The organism is Shinella sp. WSC3-e (genome assembly GCF_945994535.1).
Taxonomy (GTDB): Bacteria; Pseudomonadota; Alphaproteobacteria; order Rhizobiales; family Rhizobiaceae; genus Shinella; species Shinella yambaruensis.
The window spans coordinates 1,561,502-1,580,744 of sequence record NZ_OZ000530.1 but is presented as its reverse complement, the minus strand read 5'-3'; the positions used below and the strand labels follow the sequence as shown (position 1 = coordinate 1,580,744).

The following is a 19,243-nucleotide window of genomic DNA, read 5'->3' as shown; positions in this document are numbered from 1 at the left end:
TTCTTTTTTGGGGAACACCGTGCGGTTCAAGGAACTGTCCTACGCCAACGAGAACGATCCGCGCCTCAAACGATGGTTCATCCGCTCCATGGAAGGCCTTGCCGGCCGTAACCGCTACGCCCGGCTCTACCATGTCTGGCGCAGCTCCGTCGTCGGGCGGAGCGCGCGGGTCTTCGGCGACATGCTCGACCTCATCGATGTCGGGCTGCGCGTCGAGGGCGCCTGGCCGCCGCCGGACCTGCCCGAGGGGCCGGTCGTCATCGTCGCCAACCATCCCTTCGGCATCGGCGACGGCATCGCGGTGCTGGCGCTCGCCGAGCAGCTCGGCCGGCCGTTCAGGGTGATGATCCACAACGACCTGCTGAAAGTGCCGGAAATGCAGCCCTATGCGCTGCCGGTCTCCTTCGAGGAGACGAAGGAGGCGCTGGCGCTCAACATGAAGACGCGGGCGGAGGCGGTGCGGCTTCTGAAAGAGGGCACGACGGTGATCGTGTTTCCGGCGGGGGGCGTCGCGACGGCGAGGAAGGTGTTCGGGCGGGCGGAGGACCTGCCGTGGAAGATGTTCCCGGCAAAGCTCATCCAGTCGGCCAAGGCGAATGTCATCCCCGTCTATTTCGAGGGGCAGAACGGCCGGCTCTTCCATCTCGCCAGCAAGGTCTCGCTGACGCTGCGCCTGTCGCTGCTGATCCGCGAGTTCCGCAAGCTCTCGGGCGCGACGATCGCCGCGCGCATCGGCGGCGTCATTGCCTGGGCGGAGCTGGATGCGGGCGACCGCCGGAACATCACGGCGCGGCTCCACGAGGCCGTCTTCGCGATGGCGCCCCGGCCGCGGCCGTTCCTGCGGCGCGCCGGCTGAGAGCCGGTCGGCACGGACGCTGTATCTGTTTGAATCCGGAGCTTTTTCCGGCCTTCAGGCGATCGCGCCTGGATGCGGCTTTCAGTCCACCACGTCCTCGGCGCCGGCCTTCTCCCCGTTGGCGTTCTCGTCGAGCAGCACCTCGACATCGGTGTTGACGCCGGCCTTCACGGTGAAGTCGCGCTGGTAGATCTTGTTCTTGTTGCGGGCGACGGCGATGTAGCTACCCTCGGCCAGCACCAGCGTCGGGAAGGCGCCGACGCTTTCGCTGACCGTGTCGCCCGAGGAGGTGAGGATCGACCAGGCCGTATCGGCGATCGCCTCGCCGCCGGGCTCGGAGACGAGCTTCAGCGTGAGCTTTGCGGCACGGTGCTGGATCGTCGCGCGCGTCAGCTTGCCGGCCTCGACCTGGATGTCGGCGCGGATGACGGCGTTGACCGTGCCGTAATCGGAGACGACGTGGTAGGTGCCGGCATTGAGGCGCACGACGGAGTTCGGCTTCACGTCGTCGACGACGAGGTTGCGCTCGCCGTCCTCGCGCACGTCGGCGGCGAAGATCGAGAAGGAGAGCTCCTTCGGGGGGATGCGCACGTCCGAGCCGGAGACGGCGTTCAGCATGATGCCGCCGGCATCGAGCACCATGACCTGCTTGTCGACATCGCCGGTATCGGGAACGACCAGCTTCTTGGTGGCGCCCGCGCGGCCGAAGGCGACGTTGACGAAATATTCGCCGGGCACAAGCTGGAAGGCGGCGGAGCCGCCCTCGGAGGAAGCCAGCAGCGGCAGCTTGCCGTCGGCGCCCGGAATGGGCGAGAAGACGCGCCAGGTCAGCCCGTGCTGCATGGGGCTGCCGTCCTTCGTCAGGAGCGCCTCGCAGGTCACGTCCCTGAGGTTCGCCGGCGTCGCCTCGCCCGTCACGATCGGGTTGAACGAGGTGAGCTTGCTGCCCTTCAGCGGCGTGGTGATCTGGGAGAAACTGTCCAGCGCCTCCTGCGCGCGGGCCGGGACGGGCGACGCGACGAGGCTCGCCACGGCAAGGCTCATGGCAACGGCGGGAGGGATGGGCATGCGCATGGGGGCGGTTGACTTCCTGACTGTAAGGCTCCACTTGAAGACCCGGCTAATGGCATTTTCAAGGCCGCGTCCGCGCGCCAAGGTATTGGAACTCCCGCCCGATGAAAACCGAAATCAAGCTGATCGACTATCTTTCGACCCGCCGGTCGATCCCCGCCTTCCAGATGAGCGAACCCGGCCCCTCGAAGGGCGAGGTGGAGGAGATGCTGACGCTCGCTTCGCGCGTGCCCGACCACGGCAAGCTCGCGCCCTGGCGCTTCATCGTCTATCGCGGCGAGGAGCGCCGGCGGATCAGCGAGGCGCTGGCCGCCATCGCCATGGGCGACAAGCCGGACCTTTCGGACGAGATGGTCAAGGTGGAGAACACCCGGCTCACCCGCGCGCCCGTGGTGATCGCCGTCGTCAGCCGCGCGGCGCCGCATTTCAAGATTCCGGAATGGGAGCAGGTGATGTCGGCGGGCGCCGTCTGCCTCAACCTGGCGATGGCCGCCAATGCGCACGGTTTTGCCTCGAACTGGCTGACCGAATGGTACGCCTTCGACGAACGCGCCTATCCGATCCTCGGCGTGAGGCCGGGCGAGCGGATCGCCGGCTTCATCCATATCGGCACGCCCACCGTGCCGCCGACCGAGCGGCCGCGGCCGGAGCTTGCCGAGATCGTCACATGGGTCGGCGATGAGGCCTGACGCGCTGTTCTACGAGACCGCGGAGAACGCCCACGGCCTGAGGCACGACCCGTTCAAGGCGATCGTCGCGCCGCGGCCGATCGGCTGGATCGGCACGAAGGCGGCGGACGGGCGGCGCAACCTTGCGCCCTATTCGTTCTTCAACGCGGTGAGCGACAGGCCGAAGCTGGTGATGTTCTCCTCGAGCGGCCACAAGGACAGCGTGACCAATATCGAGGAAACCGGCGTCTTCACCTGCTCGCTGGCCGGCCGGCATCTCGCCGAGGCGATGAATGCCAGCTCCGCCGCCGTGCCGCGCGGCGTCGACGAGTTCGCGCTCGCCGGCCTCACGCCGGTCGCCGGCCGTCTCGTCGATGCGCCCTATGTGGGCGAGGCCCATGCGGTGCTGGAATGCCGGATGACGCAGGCCTTCCGCCCGGTCGACATCAACGGGCGGGAATCGGACAACTGGGTGGTCTTCGGCCAGGTGGTCGGCATCCATATCAGCCCGGAGATCCTGCGCGACGGCATGATCGACATGGGCGTCGCACGCCCGCTGGGGCGCATGGGCTACATGGACTACTGCGACGGCGGGGCGGAGGTTTTCGCCATGATGCGGCCGAAGGCGGGGTGAGGGCGCGGGCGGTCATCGCCCGGGCCGATCCTCTCCGGTCAGTCGCCTTCCCAGACGGTTCGGATCGGCTTTATCTGCGCCGCATGCGCGGCAAGGCCGCCGAAGAAGCCGTTGTCCCGCGAGCGTTCGCACGCCGTTACCAAGGCCGCTCCCGTCACGTCCGGCAACGAATCGTAGGCCGGTATGCCGGCTGCTGCGGCGGCAAGGAGGGCCGCGCTGCGGGCTGCGGCGAAGGCAGCGGTCCATTCGCCGGTTTGCGTGAGCGTGCGGCTTGCGCCGAGGGTCTGCTTCAAGAGCCCCTGATCCCAGATGAGGGCGGCGAGCCGCCTGGACTTGCCGGCAAGGCCCTGCGGCGAGAGGGGGGCGGGCAGGATGCCGTCCGTGATCGCGAGGATTCCCGTGCCGCCGTCTTCCCGGCCTTCCTCGGCCTCGGCGACGGACAGGAGGGTGGCGAGGCGCTGGAGGTCCGCGCCGGTGCGCCAGCCGGACAGGGCAATTCCCGCGGCGCCGCCGCCGATGGCGCGGCGGAGGGTTTCGGCCTCGACCGTCCCGTCGACGATGACGAAGCTCCCTTTCACCTGTGCGTCGCCGGCGGTGCCGGCGCGTACCAGCACGCCGCAGCCCTGGGGAAGGGCGGGGGCGGTGTCGGTCGCTTCGAAAAGGGCGCGGGGCAGCGGTCTCATGGCCCTTCATAGGCGCAGGCCGGCGGGAATGGCAATGACGATCCGGTTAACGGATATGGTGAACCAATCTTAAACACTTTGGCGCTAACGTGTTTCCAGTAGCGTTTTGCAGGCGTTTGGGGCGTCCATTGATCGTTCATGCTTTTCTTCGTTGGGTCGAGACCGCGCGGGCAGCGGACCGGGCGAAGGCGGCCAGTGTGTTGGCGCGGGCTTACGCACGGGCGCGCATTTCGGCCGTCGACCGCCGCGCCGCGGAAATGGCGATGATCTTCCTGCTCGACGATCCGGCGCCGAAGGTGCGGCTGGCGCTTGCCGAAGCGCTCGCCGATTGCGAGGACGCGCCGCGCGCCGTCATCCTGCCGCTGGCGGAAGACCAGCCGGAAATCGCCGCCCACATCATCCTGCGTTCGTCGCTGCTGACGGATGGCGACCTTGTCGATCTCGCCGCCAAAGGCAGCGCGACGACACGCATGCTGATCGCCCATCGCGCCTTCGTCTCGCGCCCGGTTTCGGCGGCGCTGGCGGAGATCGGCGACGTGGCGGATGTGTCGGCATTGCTGGGGAACGAAGGCGCCGTCCTTTCCCGGCGCAGCCTGTCGCGCATTGCCGACCGGCTCGGCGACGATGCGGAAATCCGCGCATTGCTGCTCGACCGCGACGACCTGCCGAGCGATGCGCGCCATGCGCTGGTGGAGAAGATCGGCACGGCGCTGGCCGGCTACGGGCTGATCCAGGCGGCTGTGGGCGCGAACCGCGTCGAACGCATCACGCGCGAAGCCTGCGATGTCGCGACGATCGGCATGGTGGGGGAGGTTTGCGCCGCCGAAATGCCCGCGCTCGTCGAGCACCTGCGGCTGACCGGCCGGCTGACGCCGGTCTTCCTCATGCATGCGCTGTGCACCGGCCGGGTCGAGTTCTTTGCGGCCGCCATCACCGATCTCTCCGGCCAAGCGGAGCGGCGTGTCCGCTCCATCCTTTCCGACGGGCGCGAGGCGGCGGTGCGCGCGCTCTACGAGGCCGCCGGCCTCGGCCGGGACATCAGCGCGCTCTTTGCCGAGGCGACGATGCTCTGGCGGCAGGAGGCGAAGGCCGGGGACGACGGGTTCTCGGTCTCCGAGCGCCTGCTTTCCCGGGCCCGCGCGGCCGGCGATGCCTCCTGCCAGTCCATGCTGGAACTCGTCGAGCGGCTGGCCATCGCCGAACGGCGCCAGACCGCGCGCAGCTACGCCCTCATCGCCGCGCGCGATGCGGCGTGAGCCCGGGCGTATCGATCCCGTAAGGTTTTTCAGGCGCTCTTAGAGCATTTCCGCTTTTCTCCGGATCGCGAAAACGCCCCAACCCTTTGTTTGGCGCATTTCCGGACGCAAAACCGCTTCGCACTTTTGCTGGAAATGCTCTAATCGGCGAAGCGCTTGACCACCCAGGAATAACCGTCCTCGGCATAGCGCACCGGCGTGGTGACGGCGGCCTTCAGGGCGGCCTTGTCGGGGATGGCCTTCTTCACGAAATTCAGCGCACGGGTTGCAAGGCCCTGCCGGGCCTCGGCGGTCTCGGCCGGCACCGGGACTTCGGCCTTGGTCCCGGCCGGCATCTCCTCGGGGGTCGGCTTGGCGATGTCGGCGGTGATGCGGTCGCCGGCGCTCTCGCAGACCGCCACGATGACCGGGTAGTTCTTGTCCTGATGGCGGTTGATGTAGGTCTCGGCCTGTGCATCGCACAGCGCGACGGTCTGCCAGCTCCTGCCGACCGTATCGATATAGTGGCACTGGGTTGCGCTGTCGTCGCAGCCCATGATCGTCATGACGATGAGCGCAGCTTTCATGGCCGTCCTTTCCGCCGTTTGGAAAATGCCCCTCATCCGCCTGCCGCCATCTTCTCCCCACCGGGGAGAAGGGACCCGGAGGGCGGGATGACGGGGGAATACCTTGCGCCGGTTAGAGGCCGGGATTGCCACGAAAATAAGGCGGGAAGACCTCAGATATCAAGGTTGTCGGCGAAGACGGCGCGCTCCTGGATGAAGCGGAAGCGGGCTTCCGGCTTGGTGCCCATCAGGTCGTCGACCGCCGTGCGCGTGCCCTCGAAGTCGACGTCGTCGATCGCGACCTTCAGGAGCGTGCGCTTCTTCGGATCCATCGTGGTTTCCTTGAGCTGCGCCGGCAGCATCTCGCCGAGGCCCTTGAAGCGGCCGATCTCCACCTTGCCGCGGCCGTTGAACTCGGTGCGCATCAGCTCCTCGCGGTGCGGGTCGTCGCGCGCATAGAGCGTCTTGCCGCCCTGGCTGATGCGGTAGAGCGGCGGCACGGCGAGATAGAGATGGCCGCCGCGGATGAGGTCGGGCATCTCCTGGTAGAAGAAGGTGATGAGGAGCGAGGCGATGTGGGCACCGTCGACGTCGGCATCGGTCATGACGATGACGCGCTCGTAGCGCAGGTCGTCCTCGCGGTATTTCGAGCGCGTGCCGCAGCCGAGCGCCTGCACGAGATCGGAGATCTGCTGGTTGGCGCCGAGCTTTTCCCGGCCGGCGCTGGCGACGTTGAGGATCTTTCCGCGGAGCGGCAGGATGGCCTGGTTGGCGCGGTTGCGCGCCTGCTTGGCCGAGCCGCCGGCCGAATCGCCCTCGACGATGAAGAGCTCGGCGCCCTCGGCGGAATTCTGCGCGCAGTCGGCGAGCTTGCCGGGCAGGCGCAGCTTGCGCACGGCGGTCTTGCGGCTGACTTCCTTTTCCTTGCGGCGGCGCAGGCGCTCCTCGGCGCGCTCGATCACCCAGTCGAGCAGCTTGGCGGCTTCCCCCGGATTGTCGGCGAGATAATGGTCGAACGGGTCGCGCAGCGCGTTCTCGACGATGCGCTGGGCCTCGACGGTGGCGAGCTTGTCCTTCGTCTGGCCGACGAATTCCGGCTCGCGGATGAAGACGGAGAGCATGCCGACGGCCGAGATCATCACGTCGTCGGTGGTGATGGCGGCGGCGCGCTTGTTCTGCGTCAGCTCGGCATAGTTCTTCAGGCCCTTGGTCAGCGCGATGCGCAGGCCAGCCTCGTGCGTGCCGCCGTCGGCCGTCGGGATGGTGTTGCAGTAGGAGTGGATCAGCGAATCGCCGCCGTACCAGGTGACGGCCCATTCCAGCGAGCCGTGGCCGCCGGATTTCTCGCTCTTGCCGGCGAAGATCTCGCGGGTGACGGTGTGCTCCTTGCCGAGCGTCGCCTGGAGGTAGTCCTTGAGGCCGCCCGGGAAGTGGAAGACGGCCTTTTCCGGCGTTTCGGAGCCTTCCGGCAGCAGCGCGGGGTCGCAGCTCCAGCGGATCTCGACGCCGCCGAAGAGATAGGCCTTCGAGCGGGCCATGCGGAAGACGCGTCCCGGATCGAAATGCGCGTGCGCGCCGAAAATCTCCGGGTCCGGATGGAAGCGCACCTTCGTGCCGCGCCGGTTGTGCACGTCGCCGAGCTCTTCGAGCGGGCCGAGCGGCTTGCCGCGGGAAAAGCGCTGGCGGTAGAGCTTCTTGTTGCGCGCCACCTCCACTTCGAGAAGGTCGGAGAGGGCGTTGACGACGGAGACGCCGACGCCGTGCAGGCCGCCCGAGGTCTCGTAGGCCTTGCCGTCGAACTTGCCGCCGGCATGCAGCACGGTGAGGATGACCTCCAGCGTGGATTTTCCCGGCATCTGCGGATGGTTTTCCACCGGAATGCCGCGGCCGTTGTCGGTGACGGTCAGAAAGCCCTCGGCGTCGAGATTGACCTCGATGAAATTGGCGTGGCCGGCGACGGCCTCGTCCATCGAGTTGTCGATGACTTCGGCGAAGAGGTGGTGCAGCGCCTTCTCGTCCGTGCCGCCGATATACATGCCGGGGCGCATGCGGACCGGTTCGAGGCCTTCCAGCACGCGGATCGCCGAGGCGTCATAGCCGCCGGTGCCTTCGCTCGGCGGGGCGGGGCGTGCCTCGCGGGTAGGGGCGGCCGCCGCGACCGGCTTTTCGACCGGCGGCGCTGCGGGCTGGGAGGGCATGTTGGCGAAGAGGTCGTTGCTGTCGTCTTGCATGGGCCGTTCAGATTTTGTTCCGTTTGCCAGCTTTCCCGCCGGTCCATGGCGGACCGGGGTCTGGCGCAAAAGAGGTCATTGCGCGAATCACCTGCGACTCTGCCAGATTCCGCGGGCTTTCGCGATGCCGGGGCGGCGTGTCGTCCCGTCCGTCGCGTGCGCCGCGGGGTGGCGTCACCCGGCCTGCAGGATGCGCCAAGCCGCGCCAACCGCCGGCGGAGGATTGCGTTGCGGGCGGGCGGATGGCAAGTATCGCTGCCTCCAGGGAGCCACAGTTCATGCGTCAGTCCACAGTTCATTGCCTTTCCCGGCTGGTTTTGGCCGCCTTGTTCGCCGGCTCCCTTGCCGGCGAGGCGGCGGCGCTGAGCCTGAAACCCTGGAAGGACGACCTGTTCGGCTACGGCACGGTGGTGGAGACGGGCGACGACGGCGCGCTGAGGGTCGTCGACTACCAGGAACTGCGCGACATCAACGGCCGCGACCAGGTGCCGGAGCGCCGGGTGAAGGCGGCCTATGTCTCGACGGCGGTGAAGAAGGCGCAAAAGAACGCGACGATCGCCACGCCCGCCGGGCCGATCGATGTCGCGATGACCGGCAAGGCGGAGGGTGCGGCCTTTACCGTCATCTTCATCCACGGCCGCGGCGGCGACCGGCGGCTCGGCAACAACGACTGGAATTTCGGCGGCAACTTCAACCGGCTGAAGAACCTCGCCGCGCAGAACGGCGGGGTCTATTACGCGCCGAGCGTGCCCTCCTTCGACGACAAGGGTGCGGCGCGGGTCTCCGGCCTCATCCTGACGGCCAAGGCGCTGTCGCCGGAGGCGCCGGTCATCCTCGCCTGCGCCTCGATGGGCAGCTTTATCTGCGCCCGCGTGGCGCGCGATCCGGCGGCGGTGAAGAGCCTTGCCGGCATGGTGCTGATGGGCGGGGCGGCCGATGGCGACTACGGCAGGACGCCGGCCTTCAGGGCGAAGCTGCCGGTCTTCTTCACCCATGGCGACAGCGACAGCGTCTATGCCGCGAACGACCAGATCGCGGTGTTCCGGCGCCTGCGCAAGGCCGGCGTGCCGGCGCGCTTCGTGCTGTTCCAGACCGGCGGCCACGGCACCCCCGTGCGCATGACCGACTGGCGCGAGACGCTCAACTGGCTGTTTGCGCAATAGGCATTTCCGCCTTTCGCCGAACCGCGAGATGCCCGGTCCTTTTGTCGACCCGCAATTCCGGACGCAAAACCGCTGCGTACTTTTGCTGGAATTTCTCCGGAAATTCAGGCCGAGCGCAGCAGGACCTTGGTCGAGCCGACGGCGGCGGCGATCTTCTGGTAGTGGGCGGAGCGCTTTTCCGAGTTCTCGCCGGCGCGCAGCAGTTGCGTCGCGGCTTCCTCGATGACGCGGCTCGCCTGCTGCATCGCCTGGTTCAGCTTCTCCCGCTTGATGGCGGTATAGACCTTGGCCTCGCGCAGCCGGGGATTGCGCCGCGAACGCTGCTTCGGCACGCGGGTGTCGGCATTGGCGGACTGGATGCTGCCCAGCCGGCTCGCCGCGCGGCCGACGATCTGCCGCGCCTGCCCATAGGCCGGGCCTTCGGGAATGCGGCGGGAGATGTCGAGCAGCCGATGGCGCAGACAGTCGACGCGGTAGATCCGGTCGTAGCTGCCGCATTCGGACCGCGCGGCGGCGAGATTGGCGAGAATGGCGTTGGTGATGAAATCGCTGGGCGTTGCCGCCCCCTCGGCCTGCGAATTGCTCGATCCCCGGGGCGAAGGGTCGGTGGACTGGCCGTAGCCGTCGGAAACGCCGGTCACGGCGAGCGCGGCGGTGAGCACCGCGGCGTAAAGGGGATGCAGTCGTCCGCTCGAAACCATGAAACCCTCCTCCTGTTTCGTCCGGCTATTCCGTCTGGCCGAAGGCGATGCGCATGCTGCGCTGCGTGCCCGCGCCGATGGCCCCGTCGATGGCGCCGGCATAGAACCGGTTGCGCTGCAGCTCCGCCTGGAGCGCGCGCCGCGTCGCAGGCTTGAACATGGTCGGGCGGGTGGTGAGCTGCTCCAGCACGTCGTTCACGCCGGAGCGCAGCGCGCTGTAGAGATAGGCGGCGGCATCCTCCGGCGTCCTGCCCGGCACCAGCCCGTCGTCGATCAGCGCCGCGACGTTGAACATGGCCTGCGGGTGGCGCAGGTCCGCCGCGCGGATGAAGAGCTCCACCGCCTTCTTCGGATCGCGCGCCAGCCCGTCCGCGCCCTGATAGTAGAGGAAGCCGAGATCGTTGATGGCATCGGCGAAGCCGAGATCGGCGGCGCGCCGGTAGAGCCTGATGGCCTCGGGCACGTTCTGCGCGGTGCCGATGCCCTTCTCGTGGAGTTTCGCCAGCTCGAACATCGCCTCGGCATCGCCCGCCTCGGCCGCCCTGCTGAAAAGGCCGAACGCCTTTTCCGGCTGGAACTTCTGCGTGTCCGGCGTCAGCGCCATGTAGCCGAGGCCGATCATGGCGCGGGTGTCGCCTTCGCCGGCGAGCGCTGCGAGCTGCTGCTCCTGGTCCGGCTTGAGCGCCTGCCACTGCGCGGCCTTGTCGGCAAGGCCGGCGACGGCGGCGTCCTCGCCGGCGAGGAAATAGGGCGCGCCCGAGAGCGAGCCGTAGAAATGCGGCTGCTGGCGGTTGGCGGTGAGCGCCATCACCCGGTCGCGGACCTGGCGGAAGACGAGGCCGATCTCGACATTCTTCCGCGGCAGGCTTTCGAGGATGGCGGTGGCGAAGGGGCTGTGCGCGCCGTCGCCGTCGAGCGCCACCTTGCCGCCCTCCGCGGCGTAGACGACCATCATGCCCTGGGCGGGATCGGGCGCCGATAGGCCGGCGCCGCCGAGCGTCACCCCGTTTGCCGCCGCCGCGCCGACGAGCGTCGGGAACGGGTTGTCGCGGCAGGAATCGAGGATGACGATGCGCAGTTTGCGCGCGCTTTCCACGCTGGCGAGGACGGAGGCGAGGCTGACGGCCTGCTGCGGGATCGTCGCCGGGTCGTCGACCTTGACGTCGACGGGCACGAGATAGTTCTCCCCCGCCGCCTCGACGCCGTGGCCGGCATAATAGACGAGGGCGACTTCCGCGGTCTCGGTCTTGCGCGCGAAGGCGACGATGGTGTCCTGCATGCGGGCGAGGGGGGCATCGACCACGAGATCGACGGAGAAATCGAGCCGCTGCAGCATGTCGGCAACGGCCTGCGCGTCGGCCCCGGTGTTGCGCAGCGGCGATATGGCCGTATAGGCCGACATGCCGATGACCAGCGCGACGCGTCTTGCCGCGGCGGCGGGGACGGCCTGCGCCGCCTCGGCGGTCGTGCCGGCCTCGACCCTGGTCTTGATGCCCATCAGGCCGCGCGTCTTCTCCTCGGCGGTCGGAGCCTGCGCGACGGCGCCGCCGGCGAGGAAAAGCCCCGCCAGAAGCACGAGGAAAAAACCTGTCGAGGAACCTGTGCGCCGCATCTTCGCCTTCCCCTCGGCGCCCGCTGCGCCTTGGATGTTACGTCCGACGGGGGCGGCCTATTCGCCTTCACCCGGAACTATCCGGCTTTCCTTGCGGCCTTCGATTTGCTACGCCGCAAGCCACGCGAATTTCAAGGACAGGGAGGCCCCATGACACCGGATGTAACCCCGCTCGTTGCCGGGAACTGGAAGATGAACGGCACGCGCGCATCGCTCGACCAGATCAAGGCGATGGCCGAAGGCGTGAAGGGGCCGCTTTCCGACAAGGTCGAGACGCTGATCTGCCCGCCGGCGACGCTGCTCTATGTCGCCACCGCGCTCTGCGACGACAGCCCGCTGATGATCGGCGCGCAGGACTGCCACGAGAAGGCCTCCGGCGCCCATACCGGCGACGTCTCGGCGGAAATGATCGCCGACTGCTTCGGCACCCATGTCATCGTCGGCCATTCCGAGCGCCGCACGGACCACAAGGAAAGCGACGCGCTGGTGCGCGCCAAGGCGGAGATCGCCCATGCGAACGACCTCGTCGCGATCATCTGCATCGGCGAGACCGGCGACGAGCGCAAGGCGGGCAAGACGCTCGACGTGCTGAAGGCGCAGCTCGCGGCCTCCGTGCCGGACGGCGCGACGGCGGAAAACACCGTCATCGCCTACGAGCCCGTCTGGGCGATCGGCACGGGGCTTACGCCGACGGCGGCCGATGTCGAGGAGGCGCACGCCTTCATGCGCGCGCAGCTGACCGGCCGCTTTGCCGGCGAGGGCGCGAAGATGCGCATCCTCTACGGCGGCTCGGTGAAGCCGGGCAATGCGCAGGAGCTGATGGGCGTCGCCAATGTCGACGGCGCGCTGATCGGCGGGGCGAGCTTGAAATCGGACGACTTCCTTGCCATCTACCGCGCATACGAAGCGCTGACCGCCTGACTTTCATAATGCCCGTTTCGGGTCGCCCCCTCATCCGCCTGCCGGCACCTTCTCCCCGCGGGGGAGAAGGGGAGAGCCGCAAGCGCCCCGTTTCCTTCTCCCCCGCGGGGAGAAGGTGGCCCGAAGGGCCGGATGAGGGGGGGACCCTGACCCGCTTCGGCCAAAAGGGCGGGCGGATCGACAGCTAGGGCTTGGAATGGTGCGCGGCTTGGTATATTGAGCCGCAAACCTGACATTTGGGCCATCTGGCCGGGATACCGAAAACATGCAGACCATCTTGCTCGTCATCTATCTCATGGTCGTCGTCGCGCTGATCGGCGTCGTGCTGATCCAGCGGTCTGAAGGCGGCGGCCTCGGCATCGGTGGCGGCTCCGGCTTCATGTCGGCGCGCGGCACGGCCAATGCCCTGACGCGCACCACGGCGATTCTCGCCACGCTGTTCTTCGTGCTGGCGCTCGGCATGGGCATCCTTGCCCGCTACGAGACGCAGCCGACCGACATCCTCGACCGTATCCCCGGCACGACCGGCACCGGCGGCGTGCTCGACGCGCTCGGCGGCGCATCGCAGGGCGAAGGCACCCAGAACAACAACAACAACACGACCAACCAGACGCCCGCGACGACCGGCACCGACGCCGTTCCGACCGATGGCGGCACGGCGACCGGCACCGGCGACACGCCCGCGACGGGCACCGGCACGGGCGCTGCAACGGGCACGGAGCAGAACTCCGGCGTCCCGAGCGGCCAGTAAGCCGCAAGGACCGAAAACGAACCGGCCGGTTGGCGAAATCCAACCGGCCTTCTTCTTGTGTAAAACGCCGATTGCGACTTCCGAAATCACGCCCAAGGTGATTTTTCGGTGGCGGAATCGATTTTGAAAAGGTATCCGGTGACTCCCATGGCGCGATATGTATTCATCACAGGCGGCGTGGTCTCCTCCCTCGGAAAAGGCATTGCCGCCGCTGCACTCGGAGCTCTCCTTCAGGCCCGCGGCTACCGCGTCCGCCTCAGGAAGCTGGACCCCTATCTCAATGTCGACCCGGGCACGATGAGCCCGACCCAGCACGGCGAGGTGTTCGTTACCGACGACGGTGCGGAAACCGACCTCGACCTCGGCCACTACGAGCGCTTCACCGGCCGCTCGGCCACCAAGACCGACAACATCACCACCGGTCGCATCTACAAGAACATCATCGACAAGGAACGCCGCGGCGACTATCTCGGCGCGACCGTGCAGGTCATTCCGCACGTCACCAACGAGATCAAGAACTTCGTCATCGAAGGCAACGAGGACTACGATTTCGTCATCTGCGAGATCGGCGGCACGGTGGGCGACATCGAGGCCATGCCCTTCATGGAGGCGATCCGCCAGCTCGGCAACGACCTGCCGCGCGGCACCGCGGTTTATGTGCACCTGACGCTGATGCCCTACATTCCGGCGGCGGGCGAACTGAAGACCAAGCCGACGCAGCATTCCGTCAAGGAGCTGCAGGCGATGGGCATCCATCCCGACATCCTGCTCGTGCGTGCCGACCGGGAAATCCCGGAAGCCGAGCGCAGGAAGCTCTCCTTGTTCTGCAACGTGCGCCCGACGGCGGTCATCCAGGCGCTCGATGTCGCGTCGATCTACGACGTGCCGCTCGCCTATCACAAGGAAGGCCTCGACGACGAGGTGCTGGCCGCCTTCGGCATCGAGCCGGCGCCCAAGCCGCGCCTCGAAGCCTGGCAGACCGTTTCCGATCGCATCAAGACGCCCGAGGGCGAGGTGACGATCGCCATCGTCGGCAAGTATACCGGCCTCAAGGACGCCTACAAGTCGCTGATCGAGGCGCTGTATCACGGCGGCATCGCCAACCACGTCAAGGTCAAGCTCGAATGGATCGAGTCGGAGGTCTTCGAGAAAGAGGACCCGGCGCCCTACCTCGAAAAGGTGCACGGCATCCTCGTTCCCGGCGGGTTCGGCGAGCGCGGGTCGGAGGGCAAGATCAACGCGGCGCGTTTTGCCCGCGAGCGCAAGGTGCCCTATTTCGGCATCTGCTTCGGCATGCAGATGGCGGTGGTGGAAGCGGCGCGCAACCTCGCCGGCATCGAGAAGGCCTCCTCGACCGAATTCGGCAAGACGGCGGAACCCGTCGTCGGCCTGATGACGGAATGGGTGAAGGGCAACGAGCTGGAGAAGCGCTCGGCGTCCGGCGACCTCGGCGGCACGATGCGCCTCGGCGCCTATCGCGCGGCGCTGAAGGGCGGCACGAAGATCGCCGACATCTACGGCTCGACGGATATTTCCGAACGCCACCGCCACCGCTACGAGGTGAATGTCGACTACAAGGACCGGCTCGAAAGCTGCGGCCTCGTCTTCTCCGGCATGTCGCCGGATGGCATCCTGCCGGAGACGGTGGAATATCCCGACCATCCGTGGTTCATCGGCGTGCAGTACCACCCGGAGCTGAAGAGCCGCCCGCTCGATCCGCATCCGCTCTTCGCGAGCTTCGTGGAAGCGGCGCTGGAACAGAGCCGCCTCGTCTGAGGAAAGCCTCCTTCGCGTCTGTCGGGCCAGACCCGACCAGCCATGCCGCGGGTGCGGTGGTGGATCCTCGGGTCAAGCCCGAGGATGACGGCAGAGGGCTGGGAGAGGCTTGTCAAAGAATCGAGCCCGGTGGCGACACCGGGCTCTTGCTTTTGGAAGGACCACCTTTCCGTCATCCTCGGGCTTGACCCGAGGATCCACACGCACCCGTGGTTCGGAGAGGTTGATTGCCTTGGCGATGGAAGGAGCCCGGCATTTCTGCCGGGCTTCCTGCTTTTGTCATTCGGCCGCCTGGGCGAGGGCGCCGATCCCGTCGTCGGGATTCTGGCCGGCGAGGACGCGCTGGCCGATGCCGATGGTGAGCGCCGCGCCGAGGCCGGCGGCGACGGAGACCCAGAAGCCGTTCTGGGCGCCGAAATTGTCCACCGCCCAGCCGGCGACGAAGGCGCCCAGCGCCATGCCGATGCCGATGCCGGTCGTCACCCAGGTGACGCCTTCCGTCAGCATGGCGGACGGCACGCGGCGTTCGACGAGGCCGAAGGCGGTGATGAAGGTGGGCGAGATGGCGATGCCGCTGACGAAGACGGCGAAGGCCAGCAGCGGCACCGTGCCGGCGAAGGGCAGCGGCAGGGCGGTGAGCGCCAGCACGGCGACGGCGATCATCAGCTGCTTCTGCAGCGCCATCCTCGGGTTCAGCGCGCCGAGGACGAGGCCGACGACGAAGGAGCCGATGGCATAGACGCCGATGACGAGGCTGGCGGCGTTCGGCTGGCCGAGGTCCTTGGTGATCGCCACGGCCGAGACCTCGGCGGTCGCGAAGGTGGCGCCGACGAAGACGAGGGCGAGCGTGATGATCTGGACGGGGCGCAGGCGGATCGCCGATTTCTGCGGCGCGCTGCCGGCGACATGCTGCACGGCCGGCTCCGTCGCGCGCTGCAGCACGAAGGCGAGCGTGCCGACGGCGAGGAAGGCGGTGCTGACCAGCATGCCGGCCTCCGGGAAGAGCGCGACGGCAAGGCCGACCGAGAGCGAGGCGCCGGCGATGTAGACCAGCTCGTCGGCGGCCGATTCGAAGGCGAAGGCCGTGTTGAGCTCGGGCCTGTCGCGAAAAATCTCCGTCCAGCGGGCGCGCAGCATGGCGGGCATGGAGGGCATGGCGGCAGCGAGGAAGGCGGAGGCGAAGAGCGTCCAGGCCGGCCAGCCCTGGTGGGTGGCGGTTATCAGCGCCAGGAAGGCGAGGACGGAGACGATCGTGGCGGGCGTCAGCACCGCGGCCTGGCCGAAGCGGTCGACGAGGCGGGAGACCTGCGGGGCGATGAGCGCATTGGTGAGCGCGAAGGTGGCGGAGACCGCGCCGGCGAGCCAGTATTCGCCGTGGGTCTGCGAGAGCATGGCGACGATGCCGATCGGCGCCATGGCGATGGGAAGGCGGGCGAGGAAGCCGGCGGCGGAGAACGACTTCGTTCCCGGCACGCTGAAAATTTCCTTGTAGGGGTTGGACATGGCCTGCTCCTGGAAAGGGACGGGTTCGATAATTACATACGCGGCGTATGTTGAAGAGATAGTTGCATACGTGGCGTATGTCAAATAAAATACGCGGCGTATGTGAATGAGGAGACGCCATGCGCAAGCCGCGTGAGGAAATGATCGCCGAAACACGGGCCAAGCTGATCGCCGCCGGACGGCAGGCCTTCGGCACGGTGGGCTATGCCGCCGCCTCGATGGACGATTTCACCGCCGGGGCCGGGCTGACGCGCGGCGCGCTCTACCACCATTTCGGCGACAAGAAGGGGCTGCTCCAGGCGGTGATCCAGCAGATTGACGCGGAAATGACCCTGCGGCTCAACCGGATCTCGGCCGCGGCGCCCGACCGCTGGCAGGGTTTTGTCGCGGAATGCGTCGCCTATATCGAGATGGCGCTGGAGCCGGAGATCCAGCGCATCATGTTCCGCGACGGGCCGGCCGTGCTCGGCGACGTCTCGCAATGGCCGACCAACAATGGCTGCATCGCCGCCCTCAGCCGCAGCATCGAGCAGCTGAAGGCCGATGGCGTGATGGGGGACATCGACACGGAGGCGGCGGCCCGGCTGATCAACGGGGCGAGCAGCCATGCCGCCCTGTGGATCGCCAAGTCCGACGATCCGGAGGAGACCTCCAGGCGGGCGGTCAAGGGGTTCCGGACGCTGCTGGAGGGGCTGCGCGTCAAGGGCTGAGGGCCGCCTACGGCCCTGCCGGCGCTTCCTTCAATTCGCAGGCATTCGTGCCTATCGTCATCGTGTTGCCGCGCCAGTCGATGGCGCCGCCGATCCAGGCGCGCAGCCAGATGGCCGGCATCATGGCGTCCCGCACCATCATCGCCGGCACGGACCACAGGGAAAGCCGCCAGCCCTTGGCAAGCGCAAGGGCGGCTTCCGGCAGGTAGAGGCCGGCGAGCACGAGCAGCACGGCGGGCAGGACCGGCGCAACGCCGAGGAGCACCGCGGCGAGCGCGAGAAGCAGCGGCGGGACGGCGCCGAGCAGGATTTCCGGGCTGAAGAAGGCGGGGAAGGTGACGCGGCGCAGGCGCGACCAGCGGCACTGGCGCGACCAGACCTCCTGCCCGGTGCGCCGCCCCAGCGGCTGCTCGAAGGGCGAGGAGACGAGGTGCACCTTGAGGCCGAGCCGGCTGACGAGCTTGGTGGAGGCGGCGTCCTCGGCGATCTCGGCGTTCAGCGCCTGGATGCCGCCATTGGCATCGAGCATCGGCTTGTACCAGAGCATGCTCTTGCCCTGCGCGAAACCGAGGCCGAGCGCCTCGCCGGCATATTGCCAGCGGGCCTGCTGGGTGTTGAGGAACATGCATTCCACCTCCGCCCAGAAGCCGTCCGGCCGCGAGCCGAGCGGCGTCGAGCAGACGAGGCCCGAATCGCTGCGCCAGCCGCCCATCAGGTGCCGGATATAATCGGGCGGCATCAGGACGTTCGAATCGGCAAGGATCACCCAGTCGTGCCGCGCCGCCTGCCAGCCCTTGACGCAATTGTTGAGCTTCGGATTGGCGCTGATGCGATCATCGCCGACAAGGATGCGCGCGGCGACATGCGGATGGGCGGCGGCCGCCGCCTCGATCAGCGGCACGATGGGATCGCCCGCATGGGCGACGCAGAAGAGCAGCTCGTAGTCCGGCCAGGTGAGGCGGAAGGCGCGCTCCAGCGTCTCCGCGGAGAAATTCTCGATGCCGCGCACGGGAATGACGATGGAGACGGGCGGTCTCTCCTCGATCTCGGGCGGCGCCGCGCCCGTCGGCTTCAGCCGCTTACCGGCGATGAGGATGCTGAGGAGGTTGGTGGCGACGAGGGCGCCCGAGGCAAGGGCCAGGGCCTGAGCCGTATCCATTCACGCGTACTCCGCTGGGCGCCGGATCACGATGCGGCCGCCGGGGTGCATTCACGCGCGAAGAGACACCATCGTCCCATGACAGGGGAATGACGGGCGGCGCGACGGGCTTTGGCGGGGGTGTCCGCGCTCCACAGACCGCGCCTGCCAGGGCCGGGCCATATGCGGCATCGTCTTCTTCCCTTCTCCCCCTGGGGAGAAGGTGGCCCGAAGGGTCGGATGAGGGGGCGATACGGACGAATCCTTTGCTTTTCTTGCCTTCGCCATCCCCCTCATCCGCCTGCCGGCACCTTCTCCCCGCGGGGGAGAAGGGGATGTGGCGACGGTTTCCTTGCCTGTGCGATAGCCCTTGCGCCCGGGGCAGGGACGGCCGTTGCCGGGGATTATGACAGGAAATCGGCGGTCGTGGTGACCTTGCCGTAGCCGAATTCCAGCGCCGACATGATGGTGGCGTGGACCTGGGCGGCCGGGACGAGCGAATCACCGAAGGCCTTGTCGCGCGTGGCGCAGGCGTCGTGCACGACGGTGAGGTTGTAGCCGAGGTCGGCGGCGGCGCGCGCCGTCGCGTCGATGCAGACGTCGCTCATCGCGCCGACGACCACCACGTCCTCGATGCCGCCGTCCCGCAGCGTCTCGTCGAGCGCCGTCCCGCGGAAGGAATTCGGATGGTTCTTGACGATGACCGTGTCGTCTTCGCGCGGCGTGACGGCCGGGATCGGCTCGATGCCCTCCGTGCCCGGGGCGAAGAGCGGCGAGGCGGCTTCCTTCGCGACGTGGTGGACATGGATGATCCGGTCGCCCCTGCCGCGCCCGGCCTCGACGATACGCGCGGCATTGGCGGCGGCGGCATCGATGCCCGCCAGCGCGAAGCTGCCGGAGGAAAGATAGTCCTTCTGGAGGTCGACGATGATGATGGCGCGCTTGCTCATGGCGGTTCCTTCTTGCAGGCGATGGACGATGTGGACATTCTGCCCCCGGCCTGCCATCTCTCGCCATTGGCGGG

Annotated in this window: 18 protein-coding genes; 9 read left to right on the top strand and 9 right to left on the bottom strand. The window is 67.8% G+C overall.

Going from position 1 to position 19,243, the window contains the following annotated elements:
- Window positions 1-19 precede the first annotated feature (19 nt).
- Window positions 20-856 (top strand): lysophospholipid acyltransferase family protein, encoded by an 837-nt coding sequence (locus tag AABF56_RS08000; protein ID WP_272805526.1) that lies wholly within the window; start codon window positions 20-22, stop codon window positions 854-856.
- Between the two features lie 81 nt (window positions 857-937).
- On the opposite strand, the gene AABF56_RS07995 is transcribed toward AABF56_RS08000, so the two are convergent.
- Complete coding sequence (locus tag AABF56_RS07995; RefSeq protein ID WP_398430749.1) at window positions 938-1,900, bottom strand: hypothetical protein; 963 nt, start codon at window positions 1,898-1,900, stop codon at window positions 938-940.
- A 131-nt stretch (window positions 1,901-2,031) separates the two neighbouring features.
- On the opposite strand from AABF56_RS07995, the gene AABF56_RS07990 reads away from it, so the two are divergent.
- On the top strand, window positions 2,032-2,616 hold the full coding sequence (locus AABF56_RS07990; RefSeq protein WP_272805525.1) for a nitroreductase family protein: 585 nt from the start codon (window positions 2,032-2,034) through the stop codon (window positions 2,614-2,616).
- A 4-nt stretch (window positions 2,617-2,620) separates the two neighbouring features.
- The gene (locus AABF56_RS07985) at window positions 2,621-3,229 is read left to right on the top strand and encodes a flavin reductase family protein (RefSeq protein WP_272807465.1); all 609 of its coding nucleotides are present in this window, start codon (window positions 2,621-2,623) and stop codon (window positions 3,227-3,229) included.
- Between the two features lie 38 nt (window positions 3,230-3,267).
- On the opposite strand, the gene AABF56_RS07980 is transcribed toward AABF56_RS07985, so the two are convergent.
- Window positions 3,268-3,912 (bottom strand): hypothetical protein, encoded by a 645-nt coding sequence (locus tag AABF56_RS07980; protein WP_272805524.1) that lies wholly within the window; start codon window positions 3,910-3,912, stop codon window positions 3,268-3,270.
- A 128-nt stretch (window positions 3,913-4,040) separates the two neighbouring features.
- On the opposite strand from AABF56_RS07980, the gene AABF56_RS07975 reads away from it, so the two are divergent.
- Entirely contained in the window at window positions 4,041-5,168 is a 1,128-nt protein-coding gene (locus tag AABF56_RS07975) for a DUF2336 domain-containing protein (protein ID WP_272805523.1), read from the top strand.
- A gap of 140 nt (window positions 5,169-5,308) precedes the next feature.
- On the opposite strand, the gene AABF56_RS07970 is transcribed toward AABF56_RS07975, so the two are convergent.
- Window positions 5,309-5,734 carry a hypothetical protein gene (locus tag AABF56_RS07970; protein ID WP_272805522.1) on the bottom strand — a complete coding sequence of 142 codons (426 nt, stop codon included), beginning with the start codon at window positions 5,732-5,734 and terminating at the stop codon, window positions 5,309-5,311.
- 152 nt (window positions 5,735-5,886) lie between these two features.
- Window positions 5,887-7,944 carry a DNA topoisomerase IV subunit B gene (parE, locus tag AABF56_RS07965; protein ID WP_272805521.1) on the bottom strand — a complete coding sequence of 686 codons (2,058 nt, stop codon included), beginning with the start codon at window positions 7,942-7,944 and terminating at the stop codon, window positions 5,887-5,889.
- A gap of 278 nt (window positions 7,945-8,222) precedes the next feature.
- Between parE and AABF56_RS07960 the strand changes: the two genes are divergently transcribed.
- Entirely contained in the window at window positions 8,223-9,107 is an 885-nt protein-coding gene (locus tag AABF56_RS07960; protein WP_272805520.1) for an alpha/beta hydrolase, read from the top strand.
- A gap of 104 nt (window positions 9,108-9,211) precedes the next feature.
- Here AABF56_RS07960 and AABF56_RS07955 read toward each other — a convergent pair whose 3' ends face one another.
- Window positions 9,212-9,808 (bottom strand): hypothetical protein, encoded by a 597-nt coding sequence (locus AABF56_RS07955; protein ID WP_244765404.1) that lies wholly within the window; start codon window positions 9,806-9,808, stop codon window positions 9,212-9,214.
- 25 nt (window positions 9,809-9,833) lie between these two features.
- On the bottom strand, window positions 9,834-11,420 hold the full coding sequence (locus AABF56_RS07950) for a caspase family protein (protein WP_272805519.1): 1,587 nt from the start codon (window positions 11,418-11,420) through the stop codon (window positions 9,834-9,836).
- A 150-nt stretch (window positions 11,421-11,570) separates the two neighbouring features.
- Here AABF56_RS07950 and tpiA point away from each other — a divergent pair, with 150 nt between their 5' ends.
- From tpiA to AABF56_RS07935, 3 genes are all read left to right on the top strand, one after another.
- Window positions 11,571-12,341: a triose-phosphate isomerase gene (tpiA, locus tag AABF56_RS07945; protein WP_272805518.1), complete on the top strand. Its 771-nt coding sequence runs from the start codon at window positions 11,571-11,573 to the stop codon at window positions 12,339-12,341.
- A 265-nt stretch (window positions 12,342-12,606) separates the two neighbouring features.
- Window positions 12,607-13,092, top strand: a complete 486-nt coding sequence (gene secG, locus AABF56_RS07940) for a preprotein translocase subunit SecG (RefSeq protein ID WP_272805517.1) — start codon at window positions 12,607-12,609, stop codon at window positions 13,090-13,092.
- A 147-nt stretch (window positions 13,093-13,239) separates the two neighbouring features.
- The gene (locus AABF56_RS07935; RefSeq protein ID WP_244765408.1) at window positions 13,240-14,868 is read left to right on the top strand and encodes a CTP synthase; all 1,629 of its coding nucleotides are present in this window, start codon (window positions 13,240-13,242) and stop codon (window positions 14,866-14,868) included.
- A 279-nt stretch (window positions 14,869-15,147) separates the two neighbouring features.
- On the opposite strand, the gene AABF56_RS07930 is transcribed toward AABF56_RS07935, so the two are convergent.
- A complete protein-coding gene (locus AABF56_RS07930) occupies window positions 15,148-16,371 on the bottom strand; it encodes an MFS transporter (RefSeq protein ID WP_272805516.1) in 1,224 nt (407 codons plus the stop codon).
- Window positions 16,372-16,490: 119 nt separating this feature from the next.
- On the opposite strand from AABF56_RS07930, the gene AABF56_RS07925 reads away from it, so the two are divergent.
- The gene (locus AABF56_RS07925) at window positions 16,491-17,081 is read left to right on the top strand and encodes a TetR/AcrR family transcriptional regulator (protein ID WP_244765410.1); all 591 of its coding nucleotides are present in this window, start codon (window positions 16,491-16,493) and stop codon (window positions 17,079-17,081) included.
- Between the two features lie 7 nt (window positions 17,082-17,088).
- On the opposite strand, the gene AABF56_RS07920 is transcribed toward AABF56_RS07925, so the two are convergent.
- Together AABF56_RS07920 and AABF56_RS07915 are read right to left on the bottom strand one after the other, a co-directional pair.
- The gene (locus AABF56_RS07920; protein ID WP_272805515.1) at window positions 17,089-18,240 is read right to left on the bottom strand and encodes a ceramide glucosyltransferase; all 1,152 of its coding nucleotides are present in this window, start codon (window positions 18,238-18,240) and stop codon (window positions 17,089-17,091) included.
- Between the two features lie 383 nt (window positions 18,241-18,623).
- A complete protein-coding gene (locus AABF56_RS07915) occupies window positions 18,624-19,169 on the bottom strand; it encodes a cysteine hydrolase family protein (protein WP_272805514.1) in 546 nt (181 codons plus the stop codon).
- Window positions 19,170-19,243: the final 74 nt, after the last annotated feature.

What these genes read in the sequence shown, in the direction of transcription:
- AABF56_RS07995 (WP_398430749.1), bottom strand. Translation starts at nt 1,900, where the DNA reads ATGAGCCTTGCCGTGGCGAGCCTCGTCGCGTCGCCCGTCCCGGCCCGC.
- AABF56_RS07990 (WP_272805525.1), top strand. Translation starts at nt 2,032, where the DNA reads ATGAAAACCGAAATCAAGCTGATCGACTATCTTTCGACCCGCCGGTCG.
- AABF56_RS07980 (WP_272805524.1), bottom strand. Translation starts at nt 3,912, where the DNA reads ATGAGACCGCTGCCCCGCGCCCTTTTCGAAGCGACCGACACCGCCCCC.
- AABF56_RS07970 (WP_272805522.1), bottom strand. Translation starts at nt 5,734, where the DNA reads ATGAAAGCTGCGCTCATCGTCATGACGATCATGGGCTGCGACGACAGC.
- parE (WP_272805521.1), bottom strand. Translation starts at nt 7,944, where the DNA reads ATGCAAGACGACAGCAACGACCTCTTCGCCAACATGCCCTCCCAGCCC.
- AABF56_RS07960 (WP_272805520.1), top strand. Translation starts at nt 8,223, where the DNA reads ATGCGTCAGTCCACAGTTCATTGCCTTTCCCGGCTGGTTTTGGCCGCC.
- AABF56_RS07955 (WP_244765404.1), bottom strand. Translation starts at nt 9,808, where the DNA reads ATGGTTTCGAGCGGACGACTGCATCCCCTTTACGCCGCGGTGCTCACC.
- AABF56_RS07950 (WP_272805519.1), bottom strand. Translation starts at nt 11,420, where the DNA reads ATGCGGCGCACAGGTTCCTCGACAGGTTTTTTCCTCGTGCTTCTGGCG.
- tpiA (WP_272805518.1), top strand. Translation starts at nt 11,571, where the DNA reads ATGACACCGGATGTAACCCCGCTCGTTGCCGGGAACTGGAAGATGAAC.
- secG (WP_272805517.1), top strand. Translation starts at nt 12,607, where the DNA reads ATGCAGACCATCTTGCTCGTCATCTATCTCATGGTCGTCGTCGCGCTG.
- AABF56_RS07935 (WP_244765408.1), top strand. Translation starts at nt 13,240, where the DNA reads ATGGCGCGATATGTATTCATCACAGGCGGCGTGGTCTCCTCCCTCGGA.
- AABF56_RS07930 (WP_272805516.1), bottom strand. Translation starts at nt 16,371, where the DNA reads ATGTCCAACCCCTACAAGGAAATTTTCAGCGTGCCGGGAACGAAGTCG.
- AABF56_RS07925 (WP_244765410.1), top strand. Translation starts at nt 16,491, where the DNA reads ATGCGCAAGCCGCGTGAGGAAATGATCGCCGAAACACGGGCCAAGCTG.
- AABF56_RS07920 (WP_272805515.1), bottom strand. Translation starts at nt 18,240, where the DNA reads ATGGATACGGCTCAGGCCCTGGCCCTTGCCTCGGGCGCCCTCGTCGCC.
- AABF56_RS07915 (WP_272805514.1), bottom strand. Translation starts at nt 19,169, where the DNA reads ATGAGCAAGCGCGCCATCATCATCGTCGACCTCCAGAAGGACTATCTT.